The organism is Sinomicrobium soli (assembly GCF_003285545.1).
Lineage (GTDB): Bacteria > Bacteroidota > Bacteroidia > Flavobacteriales > Flavobacteriaceae > Sinomicrobium.
Window position 1 is genome coordinate 239784 of sequence record NZ_QLNV01000005.1, and the last position, 23893, is coordinate 263676.

Annotated in this window: 18 protein-coding genes; 4 read left to right on the forward strand and 14 right to left on the reverse strand. The window is 48.7% G+C overall.

The window, feature by feature from the left end:
• Positions 1–309: 309 nt before the first annotated feature.
• The 8 genes from DN748_RS08505 to DN748_RS08540 all read right to left on the reverse strand — a co-directional run bounded on the left by DN748_RS08505 (position 310) and on the right by DN748_RS08540 (position 11842).
• Positions 310–2301, reverse strand: coding sequence for a heavy metal translocating P-type ATPase (locus DN748_RS08505; RefSeq protein ID WP_112371353.1), 1992 nt, complete (start codon positions 2299–2301; stop codon positions 310–312).
• 133 nt (positions 2302–2434) lie between these two features.
• A complete protein-coding gene (locus DN748_RS08510; RefSeq protein ID WP_112371354.1) occupies positions 2435–2860 on the reverse strand; it encodes a Fur family transcriptional regulator in 426 nt (141 codons plus the stop codon).
• A gap of 21 nt (positions 2861–2881) precedes the next feature.
• Positions 2882–3319 (reverse strand): hypothetical protein, encoded by a 438-nt coding sequence (locus DN748_RS08515; protein ID WP_112371355.1) that lies wholly within the window; start codon positions 3317–3319, stop codon positions 2882–2884.
• 168 nt (positions 3320–3487) lie between these two features.
• The gene (locus DN748_RS08520) at positions 3488–6775 is read right to left on the reverse strand and encodes a TonB-dependent receptor (RefSeq protein WP_112371356.1); all 3288 of its coding nucleotides are present in this window, start codon (positions 6773–6775) and stop codon (positions 3488–3490) included.
• Between the two features lie 274 nt (positions 6776–7049).
• Complete coding sequence (gene pgi / locus DN748_RS08525) at positions 7050–8696, reverse strand: glucose-6-phosphate isomerase (RefSeq protein ID WP_112371357.1); 1647 nt, start codon at positions 8694–8696, stop codon at positions 7050–7052.
• A 113-nt stretch (positions 8697–8809) separates the two neighbouring features.
• Positions 8810–10078, reverse strand: a complete 1269-nt coding sequence (locus tag DN748_RS08530) for a M23 family metallopeptidase (protein WP_112371358.1) — start codon at positions 10076–10078, stop codon at positions 8810–8812.
• A complete protein-coding gene (locus DN748_RS08535; protein ID WP_112371359.1) occupies positions 10078–11046 on the reverse strand; it encodes a tryptophan 2,3-dioxygenase family protein in 969 nt (322 codons plus the stop codon). Before DN748_RS08535 ends, DN748_RS08530 begins: the two co-directional genes overlap by 1 nt.
• A 4-nt stretch (positions 11047–11050) precedes the next feature.
• Entirely contained in the window at positions 11051–11842 is a 792-nt protein-coding gene (locus DN748_RS08540; RefSeq protein WP_112371360.1) for a DUF3108 domain-containing protein, read from the reverse strand.
• Positions 11843–12496: 654 nt separating this feature from the next.
• Here DN748_RS08540 and DN748_RS08545 point away from each other — a divergent pair.
• Both DN748_RS08545 and bioD read left to right on the forward strand, forming a co-directional pair.
• Positions 12497–13660 (forward strand): aminotransferase class I/II-fold pyridoxal phosphate-dependent enzyme, encoded by a 1164-nt coding sequence (locus tag DN748_RS08545; protein ID WP_112371437.1) that lies wholly within the window; start codon positions 12497–12499, stop codon positions 13658–13660.
• Positions 13657–14280 carry a dethiobiotin synthase gene (bioD, locus tag DN748_RS08550; RefSeq protein WP_112371361.1) on the forward strand — a complete coding sequence of 208 codons (624 nt, stop codon included), beginning with the start codon at positions 13657–13659 and terminating at the stop codon, positions 14278–14280. Before DN748_RS08545 ends, bioD begins: the two co-directional genes overlap by 4 nt.
• A gap of 19 nt (positions 14281–14299) precedes the next feature.
• On the opposite strand, the gene DN748_RS08555 is transcribed toward bioD, so the two are convergent.
• The gene (locus DN748_RS08555) at positions 14300–15841 is read right to left on the reverse strand and encodes an ArnT family glycosyltransferase (protein ID WP_112371362.1); all 1542 of its coding nucleotides are present in this window, start codon (positions 15839–15841) and stop codon (positions 14300–14302) included.
• Positions 15842–15900: 59 nt separating this feature from the next.
• Here DN748_RS08555 and bioA point away from each other — a divergent pair, with 59 nt between their 5' ends.
• Together bioA and DN748_RS08565 are read left to right on the forward strand one after the other, a co-directional pair.
• Positions 15901–17172: an adenosylmethionine--8-amino-7-oxononanoate transaminase gene (bioA, locus tag DN748_RS08560; RefSeq protein WP_112371363.1), complete on the forward strand. Its 1272-nt coding sequence runs from the start codon at positions 15901–15903 to the stop codon at positions 17170–17172.
• 58 nt (positions 17173–17230) lie between these two features.
• Positions 17231–18397, forward strand: coding sequence for a beta-ketoacyl synthase N-terminal-like domain-containing protein (locus DN748_RS08565; RefSeq protein ID WP_112371364.1), 1167 nt, complete (start codon positions 17231–17233; stop codon positions 18395–18397).
• Positions 18398–18466: 69 nt separating this feature from the next.
• On the opposite strand, the gene DN748_RS08570 is transcribed toward DN748_RS08565, so the two are convergent.
• The 5 genes from DN748_RS08570 to DN748_RS08590 all read right to left on the reverse strand — a co-directional run bounded on the left by DN748_RS08570 (position 18467) and on the right by DN748_RS08590 (position 23821).
• Positions 18467–19210 carry a succinate dehydrogenase/fumarate reductase iron-sulfur subunit gene (locus DN748_RS08570; RefSeq protein ID WP_112371365.1) on the reverse strand — a complete coding sequence of 248 codons (744 nt, stop codon included), beginning with the start codon at positions 19208–19210 and terminating at the stop codon, positions 18467–18469.
• 39 nt (positions 19211–19249) lie between these two features.
• Positions 19250–21259 carry a fumarate reductase/succinate dehydrogenase flavoprotein subunit gene (locus tag DN748_RS08575; RefSeq protein ID WP_112371366.1) on the reverse strand — a complete coding sequence of 670 codons (2010 nt, stop codon included), beginning with the start codon at positions 21257–21259 and terminating at the stop codon, positions 19250–19252.
• Between the two features lie 9 nt (positions 21260–21268).
• Positions 21269–21931, reverse strand: coding sequence for a succinate dehydrogenase cytochrome b subunit (locus DN748_RS08580; protein ID WP_112371367.1), 663 nt, complete (start codon positions 21929–21931; stop codon positions 21269–21271).
• Between the two features lie 148 nt (positions 21932–22079).
• Positions 22080–23006, reverse strand: coding sequence for a dihydrodipicolinate synthase family protein (locus DN748_RS08585; RefSeq protein ID WP_112371368.1), 927 nt, complete (start codon positions 23004–23006; stop codon positions 22080–22082).
• Positions 23007–23059: 53 nt separating this feature from the next.
• Complete coding sequence (locus DN748_RS08590) at positions 23060–23821, reverse strand: FadR/GntR family transcriptional regulator (RefSeq protein ID WP_112371369.1); 762 nt, start codon at positions 23819–23821, stop codon at positions 23060–23062.
• Positions 23822–23893: the final 72 nt, after the last annotated feature.

Consider the following 23893-nt stretch of genomic DNA (forward strand, 5'->3'; position numbering starts at 1 on the left):
ACGGTTTTATGCGGTATAAGAATACCATTTACTTCTTTATAATCTTTATATTCCGGAATAGTGGTGTAGTTTGCATTTTTATTGCAACACAAGGTTGTAAATTATAAGGAATCAGAAAATACCTAGCTCAGGGTATTTTTTAGAGATAACATAGAAATTCAGGTAATATATCCCGCTCTGCGAATAAATGCCTTTCACATCCCCTCGATATTTCCTGTCACTCACATAATAAACTGCGAAGTCAGAGACGTTCGCATTATTCCGCAGTCTGTCAAACCCACTAAGAACTATCAACTAAGAACTAAAAAACTAACCCCTCTCGTCCTTATAGGCCAGTAACCGGAGCGCATTGATGACTACCAGCAGGGTGGAACCTTCGTGCAGGGCCACGGTAGGGCCGATTCCGGTAAAGCCGATAATGGCGGAAGGGACCAGGAACAGTACCATGCCCAGGCTGATCCAGAGGTTCTGCCGGATGATCCTTTTTGAGGTCCGGCTCAGTCCTATGATAAAGGGAAGTTTTTCCAGCCTGTCGTTCATCAGGGCGATGTCTGCGGTTTCCAGGGCCACATCCGAACCTGCGGCACCCATGGCTATGCCCACGGTACTGTGGGCCATGGCCGGGGCGTCATTTACACCGTCGCCAACCATGGCTATGCGGGATTCTTCCCTTCGCAGTTTTTTAATGGCTTCGACCTTGTCTTCGGGAAGCAGGTCGCCGTATGCATCGGTAAGGCCGATCTGCGCAGCGATGGAATCTGCCACCTTCTGGTGGTCTCCGGTAAGCATGATCATTTTCCGGATGCCGTTTTTCCTCAGTTGTGCAAGGGTCTTTCCGGCCGATTCCCTGGGGGTGTCCATAAGGGTGAGGATGCCCGTAAAAACGCCTCCCTTGTTCACGATCATGGTAGTATGACCCTCTTCCTGGAAGGTAGTGACCTTTTTCAGGACCGGGCCGGGGATAGTCATTCCGGGATCTTCCCCGAACAGGGCGGGATTTCCTATATAGACGGTCTCTCCTGCATATATTGCCTTGATCCCCTTGCCCTGTATGGCTTCGATACCGGAGGCTTCCGGGGTGTTCTTTATGATATCCGGGGCCAGTTCTTCAGTAATACCGGATACTATGGCACGGGCCAGGAGGTGATCGCTCTGTTTTTCTACGGCGAGAAGACAGGACAGAAAACCGGTCCGGTCTGCTCCGTCGAGCGTGACGAGGTTTGTAATCCGGGGTTCTCCCCGGGTGAGGGTGCCGGTCTTGTCGAAAGCGATGGCAGACAGGCTTCCCAGGTTTTCGAGAGCCTTTCCCCCCTTGATGAGCACGCCCGACCGGGCGGCTCTTGCAACCCCGCTCAGTACGGCGCTGGGCGTGGAAATGGCCAGGGCACAGGGGCTGGCGGCAACAAGTACTGTCATGGCCCGGTAGAAGCTGGCGGAGAAAGGTTCGTCTATCACCAGGAAGGCGAAACACAGCAGTATGACAAGGACAATGACAGAAGGCACGAATACCCTTTCGAACTTTTTGGTAAACTGTTGTGTGGGCGACTGTTTTGACTCCGCTTCGCTGACCATAGCTACCAGGCGGGAAATCGTCGAATCTTCGGAGCGCTTCAGGACTTTTACTTCCAGTGCCCCGTTACCGTTTACCGTGCCAGTAAAAACCTTATTGGCCCCCGGGATACCGGCGAAATCCGGGAGCTGTTCACCGTCTTCGGTAGGAAATTTGTCTGCCGGAATGCTTTCGCCGGTGATCGCTGCCTGGTCAACGCTGCTTTTTCCCCGGATGACAAGGCCGTCTGCCGGTATTTTGTTATGGGGTTTTACGAGTATGATATCACCTGTTTCCAGTTGTTCAACGGGAATGTCTTCTGTTTTTCCGTTTCTTTTTACCAAAGCGGTTTTGGGTGTCAGGTTGCCCAGCGCCCTGATGGAGTTTCGCGCCTTGTTCATGGCATAATGCTCCAGGGAGTGCCCCAGGCTGAAGAGAAAGAGCAGTAAGGCCCCTTCGGTCCACTTGCCGAGAACAGCCGCTCCTGCTGCTGCGACGAGCATCAGGAAATCTATTTCAAATCCGCCCTGGCGGATCTTTTCAACAGCTTCTGTCAAAGCAAAATACCCGCCGAAAAAATAGGCGGCAATACAAAGGTACAGGATATACCCGCTTTGGGGGGTGATTTTATCGAGCAGGTAGGCCGTGAGCAGAAGTGCCCCGCAGATCAGGGAAAAGACGAGTTCTGTGTTTTTACCGAATATGCCCGTGTGCTCGTGATGGCATCCGGCGTTGTGGGTATGTGGTTGCATCGCATTATCATTTTCCGGCCCGGCTTGTACCGGGTTGTGATTTACAAGGTAAAATTAGGAGATAAAAGATGTAACCCGGTTGCAAAGGCAGATGCGACGGTATTCCGGAATGCAGAAAGTGGATTCCGGTTCTTCAGGAGCCATTTCCCCGGCAGGAAGGACAAAGCCCTTTGATGATAACAGCCACACTGCTTACGGAATGATCTTCGGGAAATTGTTGCAGGGACATCCGGGTCTGCCCGAGGCAATAGGTAGCGCTGCATTTCTCGCATATGAAATGCGGATGAGTGTGGGTATGCTCTTCTGCGGCACAGTACGGGCTGCACAAGGCGTATTTTACCGCATCACTGTCGGTGTCTATGGCGTGTATGATACCGTGTTTTTCAAAAGTCTTAAGGGTGCGGTATATGGTAGCCTTATCTACGGTATCCAGTAATATCTGCAGTTCGGAAAGACTTTTGGCATTGTGGTCCTTACACAGTTGTTTCAGGGTGAGAATTCTCGCCGGGGTGGCCTTTACGCCCTTTTTTTCTATGAAAGAGATCCATTTTTCGAACAAGACAGTATCTTTTCTATAAGATTACAGCCATTGATCCCAGGGGATTCTGCTGAGTATCAGGATAAGTCCGAGGGTATAGAAAAAGGCGATTTTCCCGAATTTTCCCTTGGCGCTTTCCATTTTTTTGTGTTTAGACCAGCCGATGGTAATGAGTATGATGGCCAGGATATTGGTAAAGGGGTGCTCTACGAGTAAAAGTCTTGCCAGCGGATTGCTCATCACTCCTCCGGGCCCGAGCTCCGACCACAGGGAGAAGCGTTCGGAGGTAAAATAGAGCACGATGCCCAACAGCAGTTGTATATGTGTAAAAATAAGTGCGAAAAGGCTTATTCTCAGATCTTTGCCCATGATGTAGGGTTTGCTGTTAAAATAGCCCATGATCGCATTGACAACAGCCACGACCAGCATGACCAGTGCAAGGTATGCCCAATAGGAATGCAAGGTTTGAATAATGCCCATGTTTTAGTTTTTAAGTTTTACCAAAAGTAGTGAATTTCGCGGAGATGGGGGGTGCTATGGGAAGGGAGGGAGGTCTAAATGTTTTGTTAAATACAGTGGTGTCTGACAGGGGGTAAATAAAAAACCCCGCTGCTTCCGGCGGGGTTTTTATAAACTTTGACGTTGCGATTAGTTAAACTTATACCTAACGCCTACTTGCAGTTGCCAGGTTTCGTTAAAGTTATAATTGTAATCGTAAGATCGTGTTGGGTAATCACCACTAACTGTTGGGAAAGAGAAGGTGGGCTCATTGCTATCATTTACTCCTTCATAAGTCAGGATAGCACTATTATTGGATATATTATTTGTTTTTCTAACACCCCATTCGCTGTTGATGAGGTTTCCAACATTAATAAAGTCCAGGCTGATTTGCAAGGTATTTGTAGACTCACCAATATTGAAGTAATACTCCCGCAATAATCTAAGGTCAAATTTGTGAACCCAGGGCGCACGGGCTGCATAGGCTTCAGCATATTTACCTTTGTTATTTTTCAGGTATCTATCCTGTTCCATAAAATTGAAAAAGGCATCTTCATCCTCCTGGCTAACGAAGTTAATGTCTCCTCTTCCGCTTGGAATATAGATTAAATCTGCTCCGATACCATCTCCGTTCATATCGTTAGTATAGATATAGCTGTTTCCGTAAGGAGAATATCCGGAATAGAACAAACTAACAAATGTAGATGATTTTAAGAAGTCATTAGACCATGGTAATCTGTAGGATGCAGAAGCGATAACTCTGCTTGGCACCACATATTGTGAACGTTGAAGTACCGGCAGGTGAGGTCCGTCTACCTGAATGAGTCCGGTATAGGCAGAACCCGCGTTACTACCGGGCATACCTGAAATCTCTTTAGATTCGGTATAGGTATAGGAAGCCATTAAATTCAAGTCTTCTACCGGCTCTGCATTTAAAGTAATGTTTCCTATTGCACCCCAACCTTTACTGGTGTTTGATAGCATATATGCAGCTCTGTCCTGGTAAGAAATATCGGAACTTGCAGGATAAATATACCGGTTATCGGGCCCGTTGAAACGCTCCCATGAACCGTCTGGCTCCATAAGGTTGTAGTTCTTAAGCATCACACCGTTTAAAGTTTTGGTGTAAATACCTTCTAAAGTAACTGCGAACGGGAATTCAGTCGGGATTTGATAGTCAAAAGCCAAAGAAGTTTTCCATACCTGTGGCATTTTGAAATTAGGGTCCACACCGTTTATGTCACGTGGCAAAGCACCATCTTCGGGGGTAATGGTATTAGGTAATCCCAATCTGTCTATCATCTCGTTTACATCTGTGATCATTGGTCCTGCCAATTCTTCCAAGACAGGATTTGAAATGGCCACTCCGTTTTCATCATAGGTAGTTGTAGCGGCATAGCTTCCTTGTACCATACCGGAGTTGGTTGGCATATTGGTGAAGAATACCAAAGGCAATCTTCCGGAGAAGATACCGGTTCCACCTCGGAGTTTCATAGACTGGTCTCCTTTTACATCCCAGATAAATCCGGCCCTTGGCGAGAACTGAACATTGGCTTTTGGCCAGCGACCTGTGTCTATATGTCTGCCTCCGAAATCTAAATCATAGATGGCATTGTTTCTAAGAAGGTTATCCTCGTATTTCAAATAATCTGCACGAAGTCCTACAGAGAGTTTAAATTTGCTGTTAATATCCCATTCATCTTGCAGATAAGCTCCAAACTGGTTGAAAGCAACCTCTGCAGTTGGATTCGCTTCTCCATCATAACCGTAAGTTAAAGCAAAATCCCTTGGAGCGGCTTGATTAAGGAAATCATCCAGGCTGGCGTATCGGTAATATCCCGTACCGTTTCTCATATAAGAGTTGTTTGCCATCTGATGCTCATAACTCAAACCTGCGGTAATTTTGTGGTTGTCTGCGTAATAAGTAAGGTTGTCGATAAAGGTCAACGTATTGTTGTTTACGGCATTATTCCAGGTAAACAACTCATAACCAGCAGAAATATAAGGCTCTAAAATCTGATTCCCTTCGTCGTCTAACCCGTTCATGATATCGATGAAGGGGAAAGGAGAAGAGTTTGTGCCACGGGCATCTTCTATTTTAGAATAGGTGGCCAAAAACTGATTCGAAAGCTTGTCTGAGAATCTACTGTTTAAATCGAAGGATATGGAGTTCACAATATTATTCATCGAATAAGTAGAGTTGGAGAACGCCATGGAGTATTGTGAGATACGATCCGCGTTTCTGTTTCGGTATCCGGCATCTGTGGAGTTTCCGTTAGTGGCATTCCACCCCTCGTTTTTAGTATAGTTGTAACGCACGCTCAATTTGTGGGCGTCACTGATATTCCAATCCAGACGAATCAACAGTTTTTTATTGGTTTCGTCTGCAGGATAGCTGTCATAGGATCCGGGATCGTAACCGTAATTAGACATCAAATGGTCTTTTACGGCCTGCATGTCGGCAATACTGGCACGTGAACGCATTAAATCCAGGTTCGCAACTCCGTTTTCAGAGGGTCTCCAGTTCACTACTTGTCCCGGTATTTTTACAGTCTCAGCATTGACAAAAAAGAATAGTTTATCCTTTACAATAGGCCCTCCAAAAGTGGCGCCGATAGTAGTTGTAGAGGCTTCCGGACGTTCTCCAAAGTCGGTGTCACCAATTCTGTTACCGCGCATGTCCTGGTTGGTATACAAGGTGTAGGCAGAACCTCTGAAGGTGTTGGTTCCTGACTTTGTAATTGCATTGATCCCTCCACCGATAAAGTTGGTCTGACGTACATCAAATGGAGAAACCACCACTTGAACTTCTTCAATAGCGTCTAATGAAATAGGATTTCCACCACCCGGCAAGCTGGAACTCAAACCAAAGTTGTTGTTGAAGTTAGCACCATCTACGGTAAAGTTGGTTGAACGCCCATCTCCACCAGACATACTCATACCGTTGGCATACGGAGAAACGCGGGCCATGTCTGAAATGCTCCTGCTGATAGTTGGCAGCGCATTCATTTGCTCGTTGGAAATGTTCGTCGCAGCTCCGGTCTTTTGGGCTGAAAATTTTCCTCTTTTTGCAGTGACGAGCACCTGGTCCAACTCCATGCTTTCCTGAGTCAAAACCACATTGTGGACAAAGGATACACCTAATCCAATGGTTATGTTTTTGGTTACATTGGTGCCATAACCCATGTAGGATACCTCTACGGTGTATGGTCCGCCAACACGCATTCCGGGCAGTGTATAACGACCATCTTCACTGGTAACGGCCCCATAAGTGGTCCCGGAAGGGGTATGCGTTGCAACAACGGATGCACCCATCAGTGGACTGAGATCATCTGTAACCTGTCCGTTAATACTGGACGTAGTTACCTGCGCAATAGCAGCAGTAGACGCAAGAAGAGCGAGGACTACTGTAAAAAACCCATTGTAAATTGTCTTCATCTGTGTGTATTATATAAAGATTTAGCTATGCAAAATTGGTATATATCCGGGAACCGGGCATTAAATCAATGTTAAATAAATTAACATTCCGCGATTTTAACGATATTCATAAAAGTAGCCATAAAATGAGCAGGTTTACTTGTGGAATGCTTAAATTTTACACGGATTTATTAACAGAAATTTGTGATAAAATGTTATGTTTATAACAAAAACACCCACGGCATTACCAAACGGAAGCCGTGGGTGGGATAAGGTGTTTAAAACCGTATTACAGTTATTGTTGTTTTCTGGCGAACTGTTGCAGCAATCGGGAGGTAGAACTGTCGTGTACGGCATTCTCCGGGTGCTCCATGTCTTTGAGAATGGTGCTGGCCAGTTGTTTTCCGAGCTCCACGCCCCATTGGTCATAGCTGAAAATGTTCCAGATCACACCCTGTACGAATATCTTGTGTTCGTAAAGGGCGATAAGCGCCCCGAGGCTTTCGGGAGTGAGCTGGTCTATGAGTATGGTATTGGTAGGCTTATTGCCTTCAAAGACCTTGAACGGAAGCAGGCGGTCGATCTCCTCCTGTGCGGTTCCCCTGGCTTTGAATTCGGCAATGACCTCTTCTCGGGTTTTTCCGTTGAGCAGGGCTTCGGTCTGCGCAAAGAAGTTGGCCATAAGCTTATTGTGGTGGCCGGTATCTCCGTGCAGTGACCTTGCATAGCCGATGAAATCTGCAGGAATTAGCTTGGTGCCCTGGTGGATAAGCTGGAAGAAGGCGTGCTGCGAATTGGTTCCGGGTTCTCCCCAGATCAGGGTCCCTGTCTGGTAGCCTACCCGGTTGCCGGCACGGTCTACACTCTTTCCGTTACTTTCCATGATCCCTTGCTGCAGGTATGCGGAAAAACGGCTGAGGTATTGTGTATACGGTATGATAGCCTCGCTTTCGGCCCCGTAAAAGTTGTTGTACCACACACTGATCAGGGCCAGTATGACGGGAATGTTGTCTTCAAAGCCGGCGGTCCTGAAATGCTCGTCCATTTTCCGGGCACCTTCGAGCAGTTTTTCGAAATTGTCATACCCTACGGCAAGGGCTATGGACAGCCCTACGGCGCTCCATAGGGAGAAGCGCCCGCCTACCCAGTCCCACATGGGAAATACGTTCTCATCCGCAATACCGAATTCCGCTATTTTGGGCAGGTTGGTCGATACGGCTACAAAATGCCTGGCGATATCCTGTTCGGCAGCATGCTTTAAAAACCAGTTTTTTACAGTGGTGGCATTGCTCAGGGTTTCCTGGGTAGTAAAGGTTTTGGACACCACGACAAACAGTGTGGTTTCGGGATCCAGGCCTTTGAGGGTTTCGTAGACATGATCGCCGTCTACGTTACTTACAAAATGTACCCGGAGCCGGTTTTTATAGAAACTCAGGGCCTCGGTTACCATGGCGGGGCCCAGGTCGGAACCTCCGATACCTATATTGACTACGTCGGTAAATGCTTTCCCGGTATATCCTTTCTTTTCTCCGGAAATGACCGCTTCGGTAAAAGCCTTTATCTTTTTCTTTACATCGTATATTTCAGGAATGATATTCGCACCGTCTACCCTGATATCGGCATCTCCGGCAGCCCGAAGGGCGGTGTGGAGCACAGCCCTGTTCTCGGTCTCATTGATAAGGTCTCCGGAAAAATATTTTTGTATGGCATCCTTCAGCTGTACTTCTTCGGCAAGAGATAAAAGCAGGCCCATGGTTTCTTCCGTAATACGGTTTTTGGAGTAATCCACAAAAAAATCGTTCCATTGCACGGTAAACCTGGAAGCTCTTCCGGGGTCGGTAGCGAAGAGGGTCTTCATTTTTGTGTCATGGGTTTCCTGATAGTGATCCGCCAGTTTTTTCCAGGCCTGGGCCCGGGTCGGGTTTGTCTTTTGTAATGGCATTGTGTTTTTCGTTTATTTCTTTTTCTGCAGGGACCCGGTTTTTTCGAAGTTTCGGGGCTTTTTCTTTCGGACCCCTGCAATATGCAATAATTTTATCGGGTATGGCGAAGGACCTATTCTGCGGAAGTGACGAATTCTTCCTGGTCTTCCTCAAAAATGATATCGTCCAGCCTTGATTTAAGCGGCCGGATATATGTGAGGTAGCCTTCCTTGAGTTCTTTTTCGATAGGCTCGGCAGAAGGCAGGTCCTGTTTGTAAGGGTCTACCTGCTTCCCGTTTTTCCAGAAGCGGTAGCACACGTGCGGGCCGGTAGCCAGTCCTGTGCTTCCTACATAGCCGATCACTTCCCCCTGTTTTACATACTGCCCCACCCTGGCGGCTCTTTTCGACATGTGGAGGTATTGCGTTTCGTAAGTGCTGTTGTGCCTTATCTTTACGTAATTCCCGTTTCCGGAGGTGTATCCCGATATGGTAACGGTACCGTTGGCCGTGGCCTTTATGGGAGTGCCGTGCGGGGCTGCATAATCTGTTCCGAGATGTGCTTTCCAGCGTTTCTGAACCGGATGAAAACGCCGTGGATTGTAACGGGAGGAGATCCTGCTGTACTCCAGCGGGGCTTTCAGGAACGCCCTGCGGAGGGTATTGGCCTTTTCGTCGTAGTAATCGCTGACCTTGTTTACGGAGTCGGTCTGGAATTTAAAGGAATAAAAAGGTTTTTTGTTGTGCTCGAAATAGGCCGCCTTGATATTTCCTATGCCCGCATAGATGGTATCGTCGATATATTTTTCCTCAAAAATGATCTTGAACCGGTCGCCGCGCCGGAGCCTGAAAAAATCCACGGTCCAGGCGTAGATGTTGGAGAGTTCGTAAGCGACCTGGTAGTCCAGTTCCTGGTTCATAATGGCTTCCGAGAGCGAACTGGTGATAACCCCCGAGGCTTCCCTCTCCACTACGGTTACCGGTTTCTTGTCTTTATAGGTCTGTATGGAATCGGCAAAGTTGATCACCACATAATCTACCTTGTTGGGCTGGTAGATAAAGCATTGCGGGGTTTGTGTGGAGTCCTTGCTGAAGAGCAGGGTGTAGGGTTTGCCGACGCGAAGCCCCCTTACGATATCATAGGTGTCTTTGGCGGCTTCGGCGATCTGGTATACCTTGCCGTAATCCAGATTGTTTTTGGCGAGGATCTCTCCGAAGCTGTCTCCCGATTTTATGGTGTCCCTGCGAACGATATAATCATTGAGGTTGAATCCGAATTCCGTGATCTCAATAGGTTTTGAAACTTCCCTCTCCGCAGTTTCCGCATTTTTTTCCTCTTCCTTTTCCTTTTTGCAGGCCGTAAAAGTAACGGCCAGTGCAAGCAAAGCGACTTTTTTCAGCATTAGTTTCTTGTGTTTTCCGGATTAAACCTGTGTGCTACCCATTCTTTTCCCCAGTCCTCTTTTTCATCTTCGTCCCAAATTTCAGGAAAAAAGATGACTTTTTGAAATCCGGGAGGTAAATATTCTCTCCAATTGGTTCCTCCTGAGGCTTCTATAGTGGTGTTGTCTTTCCTCAGATACCGGTAGGCCGACCCCAAATGTACGAGCGGCCAGTTTACATTGGCATTGGTATCGAGGGATTTCATGCTCTCTGTCAGTTCGGGCCTGTTCCGTTCTTCGGGCGGAAGCTGAAGGTATTTATCGTATATGGTGGCATTTTTAACCATATGGGATATCCTCATGAATCTGGGGGTATAGCGATATTCGAACTGCTTGAGTGTCAATGTCTTTTCTCCCGTGTCTTTGTCGGTAGCCCCCTTTTTCCAGTAGATGTTCTCATAGAGCACTTCTGCAGGGGTATCAGAAGAAAAACGGTCTCTTACGGAGTGATGCACAAGGTTTTCCATGGGAGTGGCATACAGTTCTATCATTCTGTACTGGGCCGACTGGAAACCGCTTGCCGGAAGCAGCGACATGCGGAACTGCATGAACTGTTCCGGGTCCATACCGTGGATCATGACTTCGAAAGAGGTGATAAGTGCCTTGAAATAGCGGTTGATACGGTCTATCTTGCGTATAAAAAAATCTGCGGTTTGCAGTTTGTCGTCTATGATCTGTTTTTGCTCGTGAATGATCAGCTTGAAGTAGAGCTCGGTGATCTGGTGGTACATGATGAAGATCTCCTCATCGGGAAAATGCGTCCGGGGGATCTGCAGGCTGAGTAATGTGTCCAGTTGTACATAGTCCCAATAGGTGAGATAGCGCTGATGCAGCAGTCCGTCGAGATAGGCCCCCAGGTCCTGTCCGGAATTTTTATACTTTTCTTCTAACTGGTGAATTCTTTCCGCAATTTCCGGTTTTATCTCCATGATGTTAATCTGCTACTACTTTGAACTGGTGTTTCAGCCCTTTGAATGCCTCGAGGTCTGCCTTGATAGACCCGACCCTCAGATCGGCCTTTATGCGCAGGGGAAGCTTGTTGTCGTCGTCAGAAACCCAGAGGGTGAGGCTTTCCTTTTCCTTGAAAACCCTTCCTGCCTGAACGTAAGGGCGAAACTTGATACACGAAATTTTGCCAAATTTAGTCTTTAATACTTCTTTGCCCAAGAACTTGAGCTTAAATTTAAAGGTCTTGTCGTCGTCGTAAAGCAGGTCCAGTTCTTTTTCAAGGCCCTCCTGCATATCTTCAGACTTATAGTGGTTGCGCAGATAGTACACTGCCGACAGCAGGTCCTGTATATCGTTGTTTACCGGTATAGTGGTTGTTTTCTGATGTTTTTTGTTGTGCACCACGGCCTGTCCGGAGGCGTAATCAAAATCTATCTGCAGGTCTTTGGTATACCCCCCTTCATCGATCTGGCGGATAAAGCGGTAAGGGCGCCCGCTGTCTTTATCGAAATAACTTTCATAATTGTCATCCACCTTAAAGAATAACCGGGCAAGCCCCGTAGTGCGCCCCGTGCCGATAACGTGAAATACCTGTTTCCCCTCAAAGTGCTCTTCCTTGACCTCCAGGGTGGCATAGCTCGCATTGAAGATGCCGTAATGTACACGATACTGCAACCATTCGCCGGCAGCAAAGGCATTGTTATGTGTCGCGTCGCGTTGTGCATGGGCAGTGCTCAGGAGGCAACAGGTTATGAAGGTTAAGATACATGTTCTCATACTACGGGTCGTAATTGATATGTAAAAATAATAAAAAGCAATGATTATGCCAGATAAACAGCGGGTTATTAATTTAACCCGGAAGCCGTGAAAAAATTGTCCGGACGGTGTTTTTTGCCGGGGGGACCGGGAGATGGAGCGTTATGGGTGTCTGTGTATGATGCTTACGCAGGGGCGAAGAAAAACCGTATAAAAAACGAAAGGCCCGGAAAACTCCGGGCCTTTCAATTAACCAACCAAAACTTTAAATTATGAAAACTTTACTTAAAGTTACAAAAGGGCACCACCCCTTTTGCTGATACAAATATATGTCAGAAAAATACAATTGGAAATGCTTTTAAGAAACTTTAACGCAAAGGAGGGTGAAACAATATTTTTTGTTAACGAACTTTGGTGTATCTGCAAAGAAAAACGACAAGGGTTAAAAGGTTGTTATACGCCGTCAATCCCAGTGTTATAAGGGGTTTAGCTACGAAAACGTTGTAGTTGCCCCCGGAAAAACCAATCGTTAATGAAACGTTTTAGCGAAAAACGGGTTTTGAACTCCAAAAATAACATTTCCGGGAAAAAGAACAGGGAATACCGGCTGTTTTTTTGGGTTATGCGATAGTCTTTTATGACGGTCGCTGTGTTGCTTTTTTATACCTTTGGCTTATGTTTTTTCCTGAAAAATTAGATAAGAAACTGCAGGACCGCGAAGAGCGCAATGCATTCCGGACTTTACCCGTGGCTTCGGGGGGAGCGGATTTTTACTCTAATGACTATCTCGGGCTTTCGGGGGATGCGTCCCTGTTTTACGGGGCGGCAGACCTTGTGGAGCAATGCGGGCAGCCCCGGAATGGCGCTACGGGATCGCGCCTTTTGTCGGGTAATCATTCGTGGTACGGAAGGGCAGAACGGAAGCTTGCCGGGTTTCACCAGGCGGAAGCTGCGCTGGTGTTTAATTCGGGATATGATGCCAATGTCGGTTTGTTTTCCAGTGTGCTCCAGCGGGGAGATGTGGTGCTGTACGACGAGCTGATTCACGCGAGTATACGCGATGGCATACGTATGGGGCAGGGAAAGGGATTCCGGTTCAGGCACAATGACATTGCAGACCTGGAATCGCATCTCCGCAGGATCAGGGAAAAAGAAGGACAGCAGGCTACGGGACATTTGTATATTGTAACGGAGTCGGTCTTTTCTATGGACGGGGATATTCCCGACCTGGAAATGATGACGGAGGTTGCCGAAAAATATGGTGCATTTCTTATCGTAGACGAGGCTCATGCGGTAGGGGTCTTCGGGAATGGCGGGGAAGGAATGGTGCAGGCTCTCGGGTTGCAGGACAGGGTATTTGCAAGGATAGTGACCTTCGGCAAGGCTGTGGGTTGTCACGGTGCCGCCGTGCTGGGACCGGCCAGGCTAAAGGATTATCTGGTCAATTTTGCCCGGAGTCTTATCTATACTACGGCCATGCCTCCTCATGCCCTGGCGGCCGTAATGGTAGCCTATGATAAGCTGGCAACGCCTGTAAGGGCTGAATTGCTGTACAATATCGGTTTCTTCAGGAAACAACTGGAAACGTTCCGGTTGCTGCCCCGTTTTATAGAAAGCCGTTCCGCCATACATTGTTGTGTAATTCCCGGGAACGACAAGGTAAAGCTGGTGTCGCAGGTGTTGGGAGAACAGGGTTTTTCGGTAAAGCCCATACTTTCGCCTACAGTGCCCGAAGGCCAGGAAAGATTGCGGTTCTGCCTTCACAGTTATAATACGGAAAAAGAGATCTCGGCCGTACTGCATTTGCTTTCCGGCTGGTATGAAAAATGGAGTATATGAAAAAGAAATTCTTTATTACCGGGATATCCACCGAAGTGGGCAAGACCGTGGTGTCTGCGATGGTGGTCGAAGCTCTTGGGGCAGATTACTGGAAGCCCGTACAGGCGGGAGATCTGGATGAATCCGATACCCATAAGGTGTCCGGACTTATTTCCAATACGAAAACAAAAATGCACCCTAATGCTTACGCACTGCACACTCCCATGAGCCCGCATGCGGCTGCCGGTATAGACGGGGTGCATATAGAAGCCGGAACGATATCAGAACCCCGGACAGATAATCACTTGGTGATTGAAGGTGCCGGAGGGCTGCTGGTGCCGTTAAATGAAAAGGAGACCATTGCCGATCTTATCAGGCCGGATTACAGGGTATTGCTGGTTTCGAGGAACTACCTCGGGAGCATCAACCATACGTTGCTGACTGTCGAAGCCCTGAAGCGGAGGAATGCGAGGATTGCGGGGATCATTATCAGCGGAGCGGAAAACCCTTCGACGGAATCGGTCATTGAGAAAATGGGAGGGGTGCATATTGTATTCCGTATCCGGGAAGAGGAACATTTTGACCGTGAGGTGGTGCGTAGATACGCCACCCGGCTCTTACCCGTACTGGAGGGGCTTTGAGTTTGTGGTTTTTTAGTTCTTAGTTGTTAGTTCGTAGTTTGGGCCGTGGGACCATTGTCATGCTTGGCTTAAGTCGGTAGATCTCGGCTTCTCCTATTCGTTTGATAAGGCGGTATCTGCTGTCGAGGATATTCCTGAAATAAATGTTTTGGGCGGCATTGTCTTTCATAAAGGGGATCTTTCCTCTTTCGGTGATGATGAGTTCGGGACTTATTTCCGAGCAGATATATTTGAGTTCTTCAACACTGTTGAGGCGGGGGTTATCAAAAAAAGGATAAAGCTGTTCGCGGTTGAGGTTGGTGGGGTGGGTGACTGATTTTGTAGGGGGGAGCTCATCCGTCAGCCAGTACCCGATATGATTTTCCAGGAAAAAGACCGACCGTACGTCCCCTATGTTTTTTTCGATATATTCCGAAACCTCAATGCCCTCCCCGTTATAGGGCGACTTTCCGTCCAATACCCTGTTGCCCACATGGTAGTATTCCCGCAGGGGCTCGAATTGTATCAGGAGCATGACCGTAAGGGCAATGAAAGGGGTGGCCTTTACAGTGTTGAACCAGGAAAAATGGCTTACGATAATGGCCAGGGGAAGGATAAGGAAGGGATATAGCTGTATGAGGTAATGACTGTTTACCTCTCCCGATTGTATAAAGGAGAACATGACCCCGAAAATGGACAACAGGATATAGGTGTAGTTCCTGCAGCGTTTCGGGAAACACTTCTTTTTGTGATTGAGCAGGATCAGGACAGCGGTAATAAAAATAAAGGGAAGCAGGTCTACAAAGGCATTTATATTGTTGGCAGGGTCCGGAGTATCGTAGTGCAGGGGGGCGAGGATCACGGATTCCCACCATATGCCTAAAAGCCCGTTGAGATAGTAGGGAACAGCAGTACAAAGCACCGGGATAATGACCCCGAGACCGTAGTAGCAGCCTGTTTTCAGAGCACTTGCGAATCCTTTGTCCCGGTACTCGAAAAAGATGATGCCCAGCCCGGTAAACAATATGGGGTAGGCCAGGTTCAGCTTTATCATGGCGGCGATACCGAACAGAAACCCGGCAAAGAAAAGGTGCCTGTTCCCGGTAGCCTTGACAATCAGCCAGAAGCCGGGTACGGAGAAGAGCATCGAAAGGTGTTCGGTCATCACTCCCTGTATGTTTCCGAAGAGACTGGACAGGAAGACGTAAAGCATTCCGCACCAGAACCCCGTTTTTCGCCCTGACAGGCGGTCGCCGATCTTATAGAGGAAGAGGGAGGTTATGGCAATGGCGATAGTACCGGCCAGGCGGATGGCGATAAAGCTCTTTCCGAAAACCGTGATCACGGCGGCAAAGAAGAGAAAGGCGAGCGGGGGTTTAAGGTCCCAGAGATAGGTATACGGGAGATGGCCTTCCGCCCAGGATTGTCCCATCAGGATAAATGTGCTTTCATCCCGGTCTATATAGTCCCGGAAAAAGAAGGGAAACCGTATAAACAGAGCCACTCCCAGAAAAATAAGGAAGATATGCAGTGGTTTTATCCTGTGATAATTAAGGGATATCCCTTGCTTAAATAGGCTCAAAGCTGGTCTGGTTTAACTACAATTCTCATCTTTGCAAGATAATATAAAAACGGTTTTACATGAAAAATATTTCAGCACGCGATAAAAAGCATTTGTGGCACCCGCTTACACAGCATAAACTGCACCCCGACACCATTGCCATAACCCGTGCGAAAGGGGCCCTGCTTTATGATGAAGAGGGAAGGGAATACATCGATGGTATAGCTTCCTGGTATACCTGTATGTACGGCCATTGCCACCCTTATATTGCGGAAGCGGCACACCGGCAGATGACACAACTGGACCAGGTGGTGTTCAGCGGTTTTACTCATGAGCCGGCAGTAAGGCTTTCGGAAGCCCTGATGGAAATATTACCGGAAAACCAGCAGAAACTGTTTTTTTCCGACAACGGTTCCACCGCATCCGATGTAGCGATCAAAATGGCCTTGCAGTACCATTTCAACCAGGGGAGGAAGCGGGATGTACTGGTCGCTTTCGAAGAAGGGTTTCACGGCGATACTTTCGGGGCGATGTCGGTTTCGGGATTGTCGGTGTATAACGGCCCTTTTTCGGATTTCTTCCTAAATGTGGAGCGTATACCGGTACCGGACGGGAACAATAACCGGGAAGTGGCCGGGAAGTTCGAAAGGATACTCCGTGCGGGGAATGTGGCCGGATTTATTTACGAGCCGCTGGTGCAGGGCGCTGCGGCCATGAAAATGCACGATGCGGAAGGGCTGAATACCCTGATAGGATTGTGCAGGAAGTATGACGTTATTGCCATAGCAGATGAAGTGATGACGGGTTTCGGAAAGACCGGAAGGAATTTTGCATCGGAGTATATGGACCACCTTCCGGATATCATCAGCATGTCGAAAGCACTTACGGCAGGGATGGTGCCCATGGCGCTGACCAGCTGTACCCGGGAGGTGTACGATGCCTTTTACAGTGACGATATAGGCAAGGGCCTTTTTCACGGGCATACGTATTCGGCAAACCCTGTGGCCTGTACCGTAGCCCTGTCGGGAATAGAGCTCCTGAAATCGGGGGAAATGCAGGAGAATATCAGAAGGGTCTCCGCATCACATCGTCGTTTTGACGAAGATATCAGGAAACATCCCAAAGTGGCCCGGACAAGACAACTCGGGGTCATTTATGCGATGGATCTTGAGGTGAGCACGGAGCGTTACGGGGGGCTCAGGGACAAATTGTTCCGGTTCTTTATGGAGAAGGGAGTGTATCTGCGGCCTCTCGGGAATACCATTTATATTCTCGCGCCTTATGTGGTGACGGACGAACAGTTGCAGAAAGTTTATGAAGTTATTAAAGCGGCGCTCGATGAGCTGTTGTGATGCGGGTTATTTTAAGCGTGTTAACTCAGACAGTTTTTTACCTTTGCCTTAAAAAGTCATGGCAGAACCCATAGCCATAACAGCTATAGCATCGGTTTCCCCGCTGGGGGCGGAGGAGCGTGATATCTGGACATCTTATACGAGTCCGGAACATTGTATTGCAGAAAGGACCTTTGGTACGGATACTGCCCTTGTCGCTTCCCTGCCGGAAGAGGTACGCGGTGCTATAGACGAGTTAAGAAATGAAGACCTGAAATACAGGGGCCTGGACGATTCGGTACTTTTTGCTCTTTATGTTTCCCGAAAGGCCATAGCCCTGTCCGGCTGGGGCAGGGGGAGCACTTTCGGAATCAATATCGGCTCTTCGAGAGGGGCTACGGGCCTGTTTGAAACCTACCACAAGGATTTTCTCGAAAGGGGTAAGGCCCATACGCTTTCGTCGCCTACCACCACCTTGGGAAATATATCGTCCTGGATCGCTCATGACCTGCAGAGCGATGGCCCGGAAATATCGCATTCCATTACCTGTGCCACGGCCCTGCACGCGGTACTCAACGGGGTCGCATGGCTGCGGGGCGGGATGGCCGGTAAATTCCTGGTAGGGGGTAGTGAAGCGCCGCTGACCCCCTTTACCATAGCGCAGATGAAAGCCCTTAAGGTGTATGCCAGGGAAATGCCTGAAGATGGCTACCCCTGCCGGGCACTGGATACGGACAAGCAGCAGAACAGCATGGTGCTCGGGGAAGGGGCGGCCGTAGCCTGCCTGGAAAGGGGGATGAAGGATCATGCGCTGGCGTATATAGAAGGGGTGGGATATGCCACCGAGATGCTGCGCCACAATACCTCCATTACCGAGGATGCGGACTGTTTTCAGCGATCCATGAAAATGGCTTTGGGAACCATACGCCCTGAAGAAGTGGATGTGGTCGTAATGCATGCTCCCGGTACGATCAGGGGAGATGCTTCGGAGCGGAATGCCATAAAAAGGGTGTTCGGGGAAAAACTTCCGGCACTTACCACTAATAAATGGAAGGTGGGGCACAGTTTCGGGGCGTCCGGCATGCTGAGCCTGGAATTTGCCGTCCTGATGCTGAAAAACAGGCAATTTGTAAAGGTGCCGTTCGACCACGGGCAGGAGGCGCCGCAACACATCCGCAAAATTATGGTCAATGCAGTCGGGTTCGGCGGAAATGCCGTAAGTATACTTCTCGGGCTGTCCGGATGATAAAAAAGGGAAAGCCCATTTCTAAAAAAACAGGCTTTCCCTTTTTGGATATATGATGATTATTATGGCCTATTTAAGACTCGCCTTGAGGTATTCCCGGTTCATGCGGGCGATGTTCTCAAGTGATATTCCCTTGGGGCACTCTATTTCACAGGCCCCGGTATTGGTACAGTTTCCGAAACCTTCCAGGTCCATTTGCTTTACCATGTTCAGTACCCTTTCGGTAGCCTCTATGCGACCCTGCGGGAGCAGGGCGAACTGGGAGACTTTTGCAGAGGTAAACAGCATGGCGCTGGCATTCTTGCAGGCGGCAACACAGGCCCCGCAGCCTATGCAGGTAGCGGCATCAAAGGCCTTGTCTGCCTTGTGTTTTTCGACCGGGATCCCGTTGGCATCCTGGGTGTTTCCGGAAGTATTCACCGAAATATACCCTCCTGCGTGCTGTATCCTGTCAAAAGAGGTGCGATCTACCACGAGGTCCTTGATCACGGGGAATGCTTTTGCCCGGAACGGCTCTATAAAGATGGTATCCCCGTCACTGAATTTACGCATGTGCAGCTGGCAGGTGGTAATTCCCCTTCCGGGGCCGTGAGGTTCGCCGTTGATCTGAAGTGAACACATGCCGCATATTCCCTCTCGGCAATCGTGGTCGAAAGCCACAGGCTCCTTGCCTTCATTGATAAGCTGGTCATTGAGAATGTCCAGCATCTCGAGAAAAGAGCTGTCGGGTGAAATGTTCTCTACCTGGTATGTTTCCATGGCACCTTTGGCATCTGCATTTTTCTGGCGCCATATTTTTAGTGTGAGATTCATTTGTTATTTCATTATGCGTTATACGATACCAATAAATTATTATTTATAGGAACGGGTTTTCAATTCCACGTTTTCAAATTTCAGGTCTTCCTTGTGCAGGACGGCCTCCGAGGGTTTCCCGGTGTATTCCCACGCGGCTACATAGGTGTAATGCTCGTCGTCCCTTCTGGCTTCTCCTTCTTCGGTCTGGTATTCTTCCCTGTAATGTCCGCCGCAGGATTCGTTTCTTTCCAGGGCGTCCCTGGCAAAGAGTTCGCCGAGTTCCAGGAAATCCGCAACACGGCCTGCCTTTTCCAGCTCCTGGTTAAATTCTCCGGCAGTGCCGGGTACGCGAACTTCCTTCCAGAATTGTTCCCGGAGTTCGGCGATCTCGTGGATGGCTTCGTTCAGCCCCTGGGCATTTCTGGCCATTCCCACCTTGTTCCACATGATATGGCCCAGTTGTTTGTGGAAATAGTCTACGGAGTGCTTCCCGTTATTGTTGATCAGCTTATCGATGCTGTCGGTCACATTCTTTTCTGCCTGTTCGAACTCGGGAGTATCTGTCGGGATGGGCCCCGTACGGATATCGTCGGCCAGGTAGTCTCCTATGGTATAGGGGAGTACAAAATACCCGTCTGCCAGTCCCTGCATCAGTGCGGATGCACCGAGCCGGTTGGCACCGTGATCGGAAAAATTGGCCTCTCCTATGGAGTAGAGCCCGGGCACTGTGGTCATGAGGTTGTAATCTACCCATATGCCTCCCATGGTGTAGTGTACCGCAGGGTATATCTTCATGGGAGTTTTATAAGGGTTGTCGTCGGTGATCTGCCGGTACATGTCGAAGAGGTTTCCGTATTTGGAAGCGATGACCTCTTCGCCCAGTTCGACAATCTTTTCTTTTGAAGGGTTATGTACACCCTTTATATGGGCCTGTTCCTTCCCGTATCTTTCGATGGCCGAGGAAAAATCGAGGAAAACCCCCTCGTTGGTACTGTTGTTTACGACGCCGTAACCGGCATCACAGCGTTCCTTGGCTGCCCTGGACGCGACATCTCGCGGCACCAGGTTACCAAAAGAAGGGTAGCGTCTTTCCAGGTAATAGTCGCGATCTTCTTCGGCTATGTCGGTAGGTTTTAGTTTTCCTTCCCGAACGGCCTGTGCATCTTCTATTTTTTTCGGCACCCATATTCTCCCGTCATTACGCAGTGATTCCGACATCAGGGTCAGTTTGGACTGCTGGTCTCCGTGTACGGGGATACAGGTAGGGTGTATCTGGGTATAGCAGGGGTTTGCAAAGTAAGCACCCCTTTTGTGTATCTTCCAGGCGGCGGTGGCATTGGACCCCATGGCATTGGTGGAGAGGAAGAATACGTTTCCGTAACCACCCGTTGCAATAACTACGGCGTGTGCGGAGTGTCTTTCGATCTCCCCCGTGATCAGGTTGCGGGCAATAATACCTCTTGCCTTGCCGTCTACAAGCACTACGTCGAGCATCTCGTGACGGTTGTACATGGTTATTTTTCCCTTGGCGATCTGCCTGTTCATGGCCGAATAGGCCCCCAGCAGCAACTGCTGCCCGGTCTGCCCTTTGGCATAGAAGGTACGGGATACCAGTACCCCGCCGAAAGAGCGGTTGTCCAGGAGCCCGCCATAGTCACGCGCAAAGGGAACCCCCTGGGCCACACACTGGTCTATGATGTTTCCGGAAACTTCGGCCAGACGGTATACGTTGGCTTCCCTGGAGCGGTAATCACCCCCTTTTATGGTGTCGTAAAACAGGCGGTAAATCGAATCGCCGTCTCCCTGGTAATTTTTTGCGGCATTGATCCCTCCCTGGGCGGCAATGGAGTGCGCTCTCCTGGGAGAATCCTGGTAGCAGAATGCCTTGACGTTATACCCCAGTTCCGCAAGAGTGGCAGCGGCAGAACCTCCGGCCAGTCCCGTTCCTACGATAATAACATCTATCTTACGCTTGTTGGCCGGGTTTACCAGTCTTATATTGTTCTTGTGATTGGTCCACTTATCGGCTAAAGGGCCTTCTGGTATTCTGGAGTCTAAAGTAGCCATAATCGCGAATTATAATGAGTTGAAATAATGGAAAAGCGCTATAAAGATAAATCCCAGCGGAATCAGTATGGCATAGGCTTTTCCGAGTTTTTTAACCGCGGGGGTATACTTGTTGTTGAAGCCCACCGACTGAAAGGCGGAACTGAAACCGTGCATCAGGTGCAGGGCCAGAAAGACAAATGCCAGACAGTACAACCCCACTCTTACGGGATTGTGGAACTTCACTACCATCTCGCCGTAGTACCTCCCCGGATCTTCGTGCAGGGCGTGGACGTATTTGTGCGCTATTTCGGGAAACCAGAAATCGTAAAAATGCAGTCCGAGGAATGCCAGGATCACAATTCCGCTGTAGATCATGTTTCTGGACATCCATGAGGCATTGGCCCCTCCGCTGTATTTGACATACTTGACGTTTCTCGCACTGTTGTTCCTGGCTTCCAGTATAAAGCCCATGACAAAGTGAAATACCACTCCTATGATCAGTATGGGTTGCATGAGAAACTGGATAAACGGATCGGTGCCCATAAAATGAGACAGCTCGTTAAAAGTGTCTGCACTGAATACCGAAGTAAAGTTGATCAGGAAATGTTGCAGAAGGAACACTAATAAAAAAAACGCAGAAAGAGCCATCGCTACTTTTCTCGCAATGGAAGATTTTATGATCCCGCTCATTGGTCTTGTAGTTTTTTAACCTGACAAAAATACTGCGGAAGAAGGTTCTGGACAAACTTTGTTTCTCCTTTTCCCGGGAATTTAGAATGAGTATAAAGAAGATAACGGAATATGTATCGAGGAGGAGAATGCTACGGGCCAGCTGGTGTCAGCTGCCAAACCCGTCAAAATATTTTAATATCCCTTCTTTTTTCAGGGTTCTTTCAAATGCGATCAGTTCCTTTTCCGTCAGATTCCTGGCAGGTGTTCTCAGTGGTCCGCAGTCGATACCCGTAATTTTCATAAGGGGTTTTCCCCCGATGACCCCTCCGCCGTAACGGATAAGGATACGGATGAATCTCGCCGACAGTTCCTGCCATTTCCTGGCTTCTTCCAGGTCGTTTCCGGCGAATGCTTCCAGTATGGGACGATATAGTGCGGAGGCGTAATTATAAGTGCTTCCCACGGCTCCTTCCGCCCCGAGTGAGAGCCCGGCCAGCAGCGTTTCGTCCTGTCCGTGAAGAATGTCCCATTTCCGGTGTTTCCCGCGCATGCACACAAACATGTTCATCAGGTTGGCATGGGTGAATTTGATCCCTTTCAGGTTGGGTATTTCTGCTTCGGCCTGTTCTAAAAAATCGGGCATCGACAGATCGACACCGGAGATATCCGGGATGTGATAATAGTAAAAGGGAAGATCGGGTGCCGCTGCCGCAACTGTCTTGCAGTAGGCGACGAGGTCCGGTATCCCGGCCGGCTTGAGGAAGAGCGGCCCCATGGCCCCGATGGCATCGGCCCCGTGTGCCGCTGCATGTCCGGTAAGAGTGATGGCATCTTTGTAGGAAGTAGCCCCCACGTGTACCATGAATTTGAAATTTGGTGACCTGTGCAGGGCCCAGGCTTCGGTGAGCAACTTTCGTTCGTCCACGGTAAGCAACATGCCTTCTCCTGTGGTGCCACCTACGAAAACGCCGGAGATATTGTTGTTTTTCAACCGCTCGGCATAGGGGGATACCGCAGAAAGGTTGAGTTTACAATCAGGCGTAAAAGGGGTGTATGGGGCTGCGATCAGCCCCTTTATTTTGTTGTGATCCATGATATGTGTTTTTGTTTTTCCGGTAAAACGGCGGTGACCGTTTCGGTAGAAAATTAATTGTCGGTTCGGTCTTCGGTATCTTCAGCCTTTTTCATGAAATCGAGATAGAGGGAAAGGTGCCCTTTTATGGCTTGGGAATATCCGGCCCTGTCGCCGTTTCTGATAAAGAGATAGAGATCTTCGTGGGTTACCAGTTTTCCCTGCTTTTTGAGTGTTTCGTTGATAGGTTTGAACAGGGAGTCATAGTGCGTTTTGGCAAATTCGAAAATGATATGGACAATATTCTGGAACTGGGTGATAAAAGGATTGCCGGCAATTTCGTATATCCTCTGGTGAAAGGCCTTTTCAAGTTCTACGGGCCAGTGGTTGTCTTCGTAGGTCTGCCCCTGTTCCACGATCTTTTTCAGGTCGTCGATATCGTCTGCGGTGCAGTTGTTGAATATAAAATCGACGATGCCTATTTCGAGCGCTATCCGCATCTCCATAATATCCTGTATCGTACGGATACTGAAAAGGTAGGGGTTGGTCACTTTTTCCAGGCCGGTGAGCAGGGGGGGTTCTACGACGGTAATCCCCTTTTTTGTCCGCGATTGGATAATGCCCAGCATGCGGAGGCGGCTCATGGCTTCCCGTATTACATTACGGCTTATACCCATGTTTTCGGAGAGAAGGGTTTCGTTGGGAAGGGTATCGCCGGGAGTGAGCCTGTTGTCCCGGATGTATTCCAGCAGCTTTTCTTCCACCTGGTCGACCAGGGTGGTTGTTGAGAATTTCAGCGGAGTTTTTGCCTTGAGATTTATTCCTTCATTATTCATTTTTCTGTTTTTAAGTTCTTCTCGTATCCGGGGTCTCGTAAAAAATATGCTCCTAAAATACGGGTTATATAT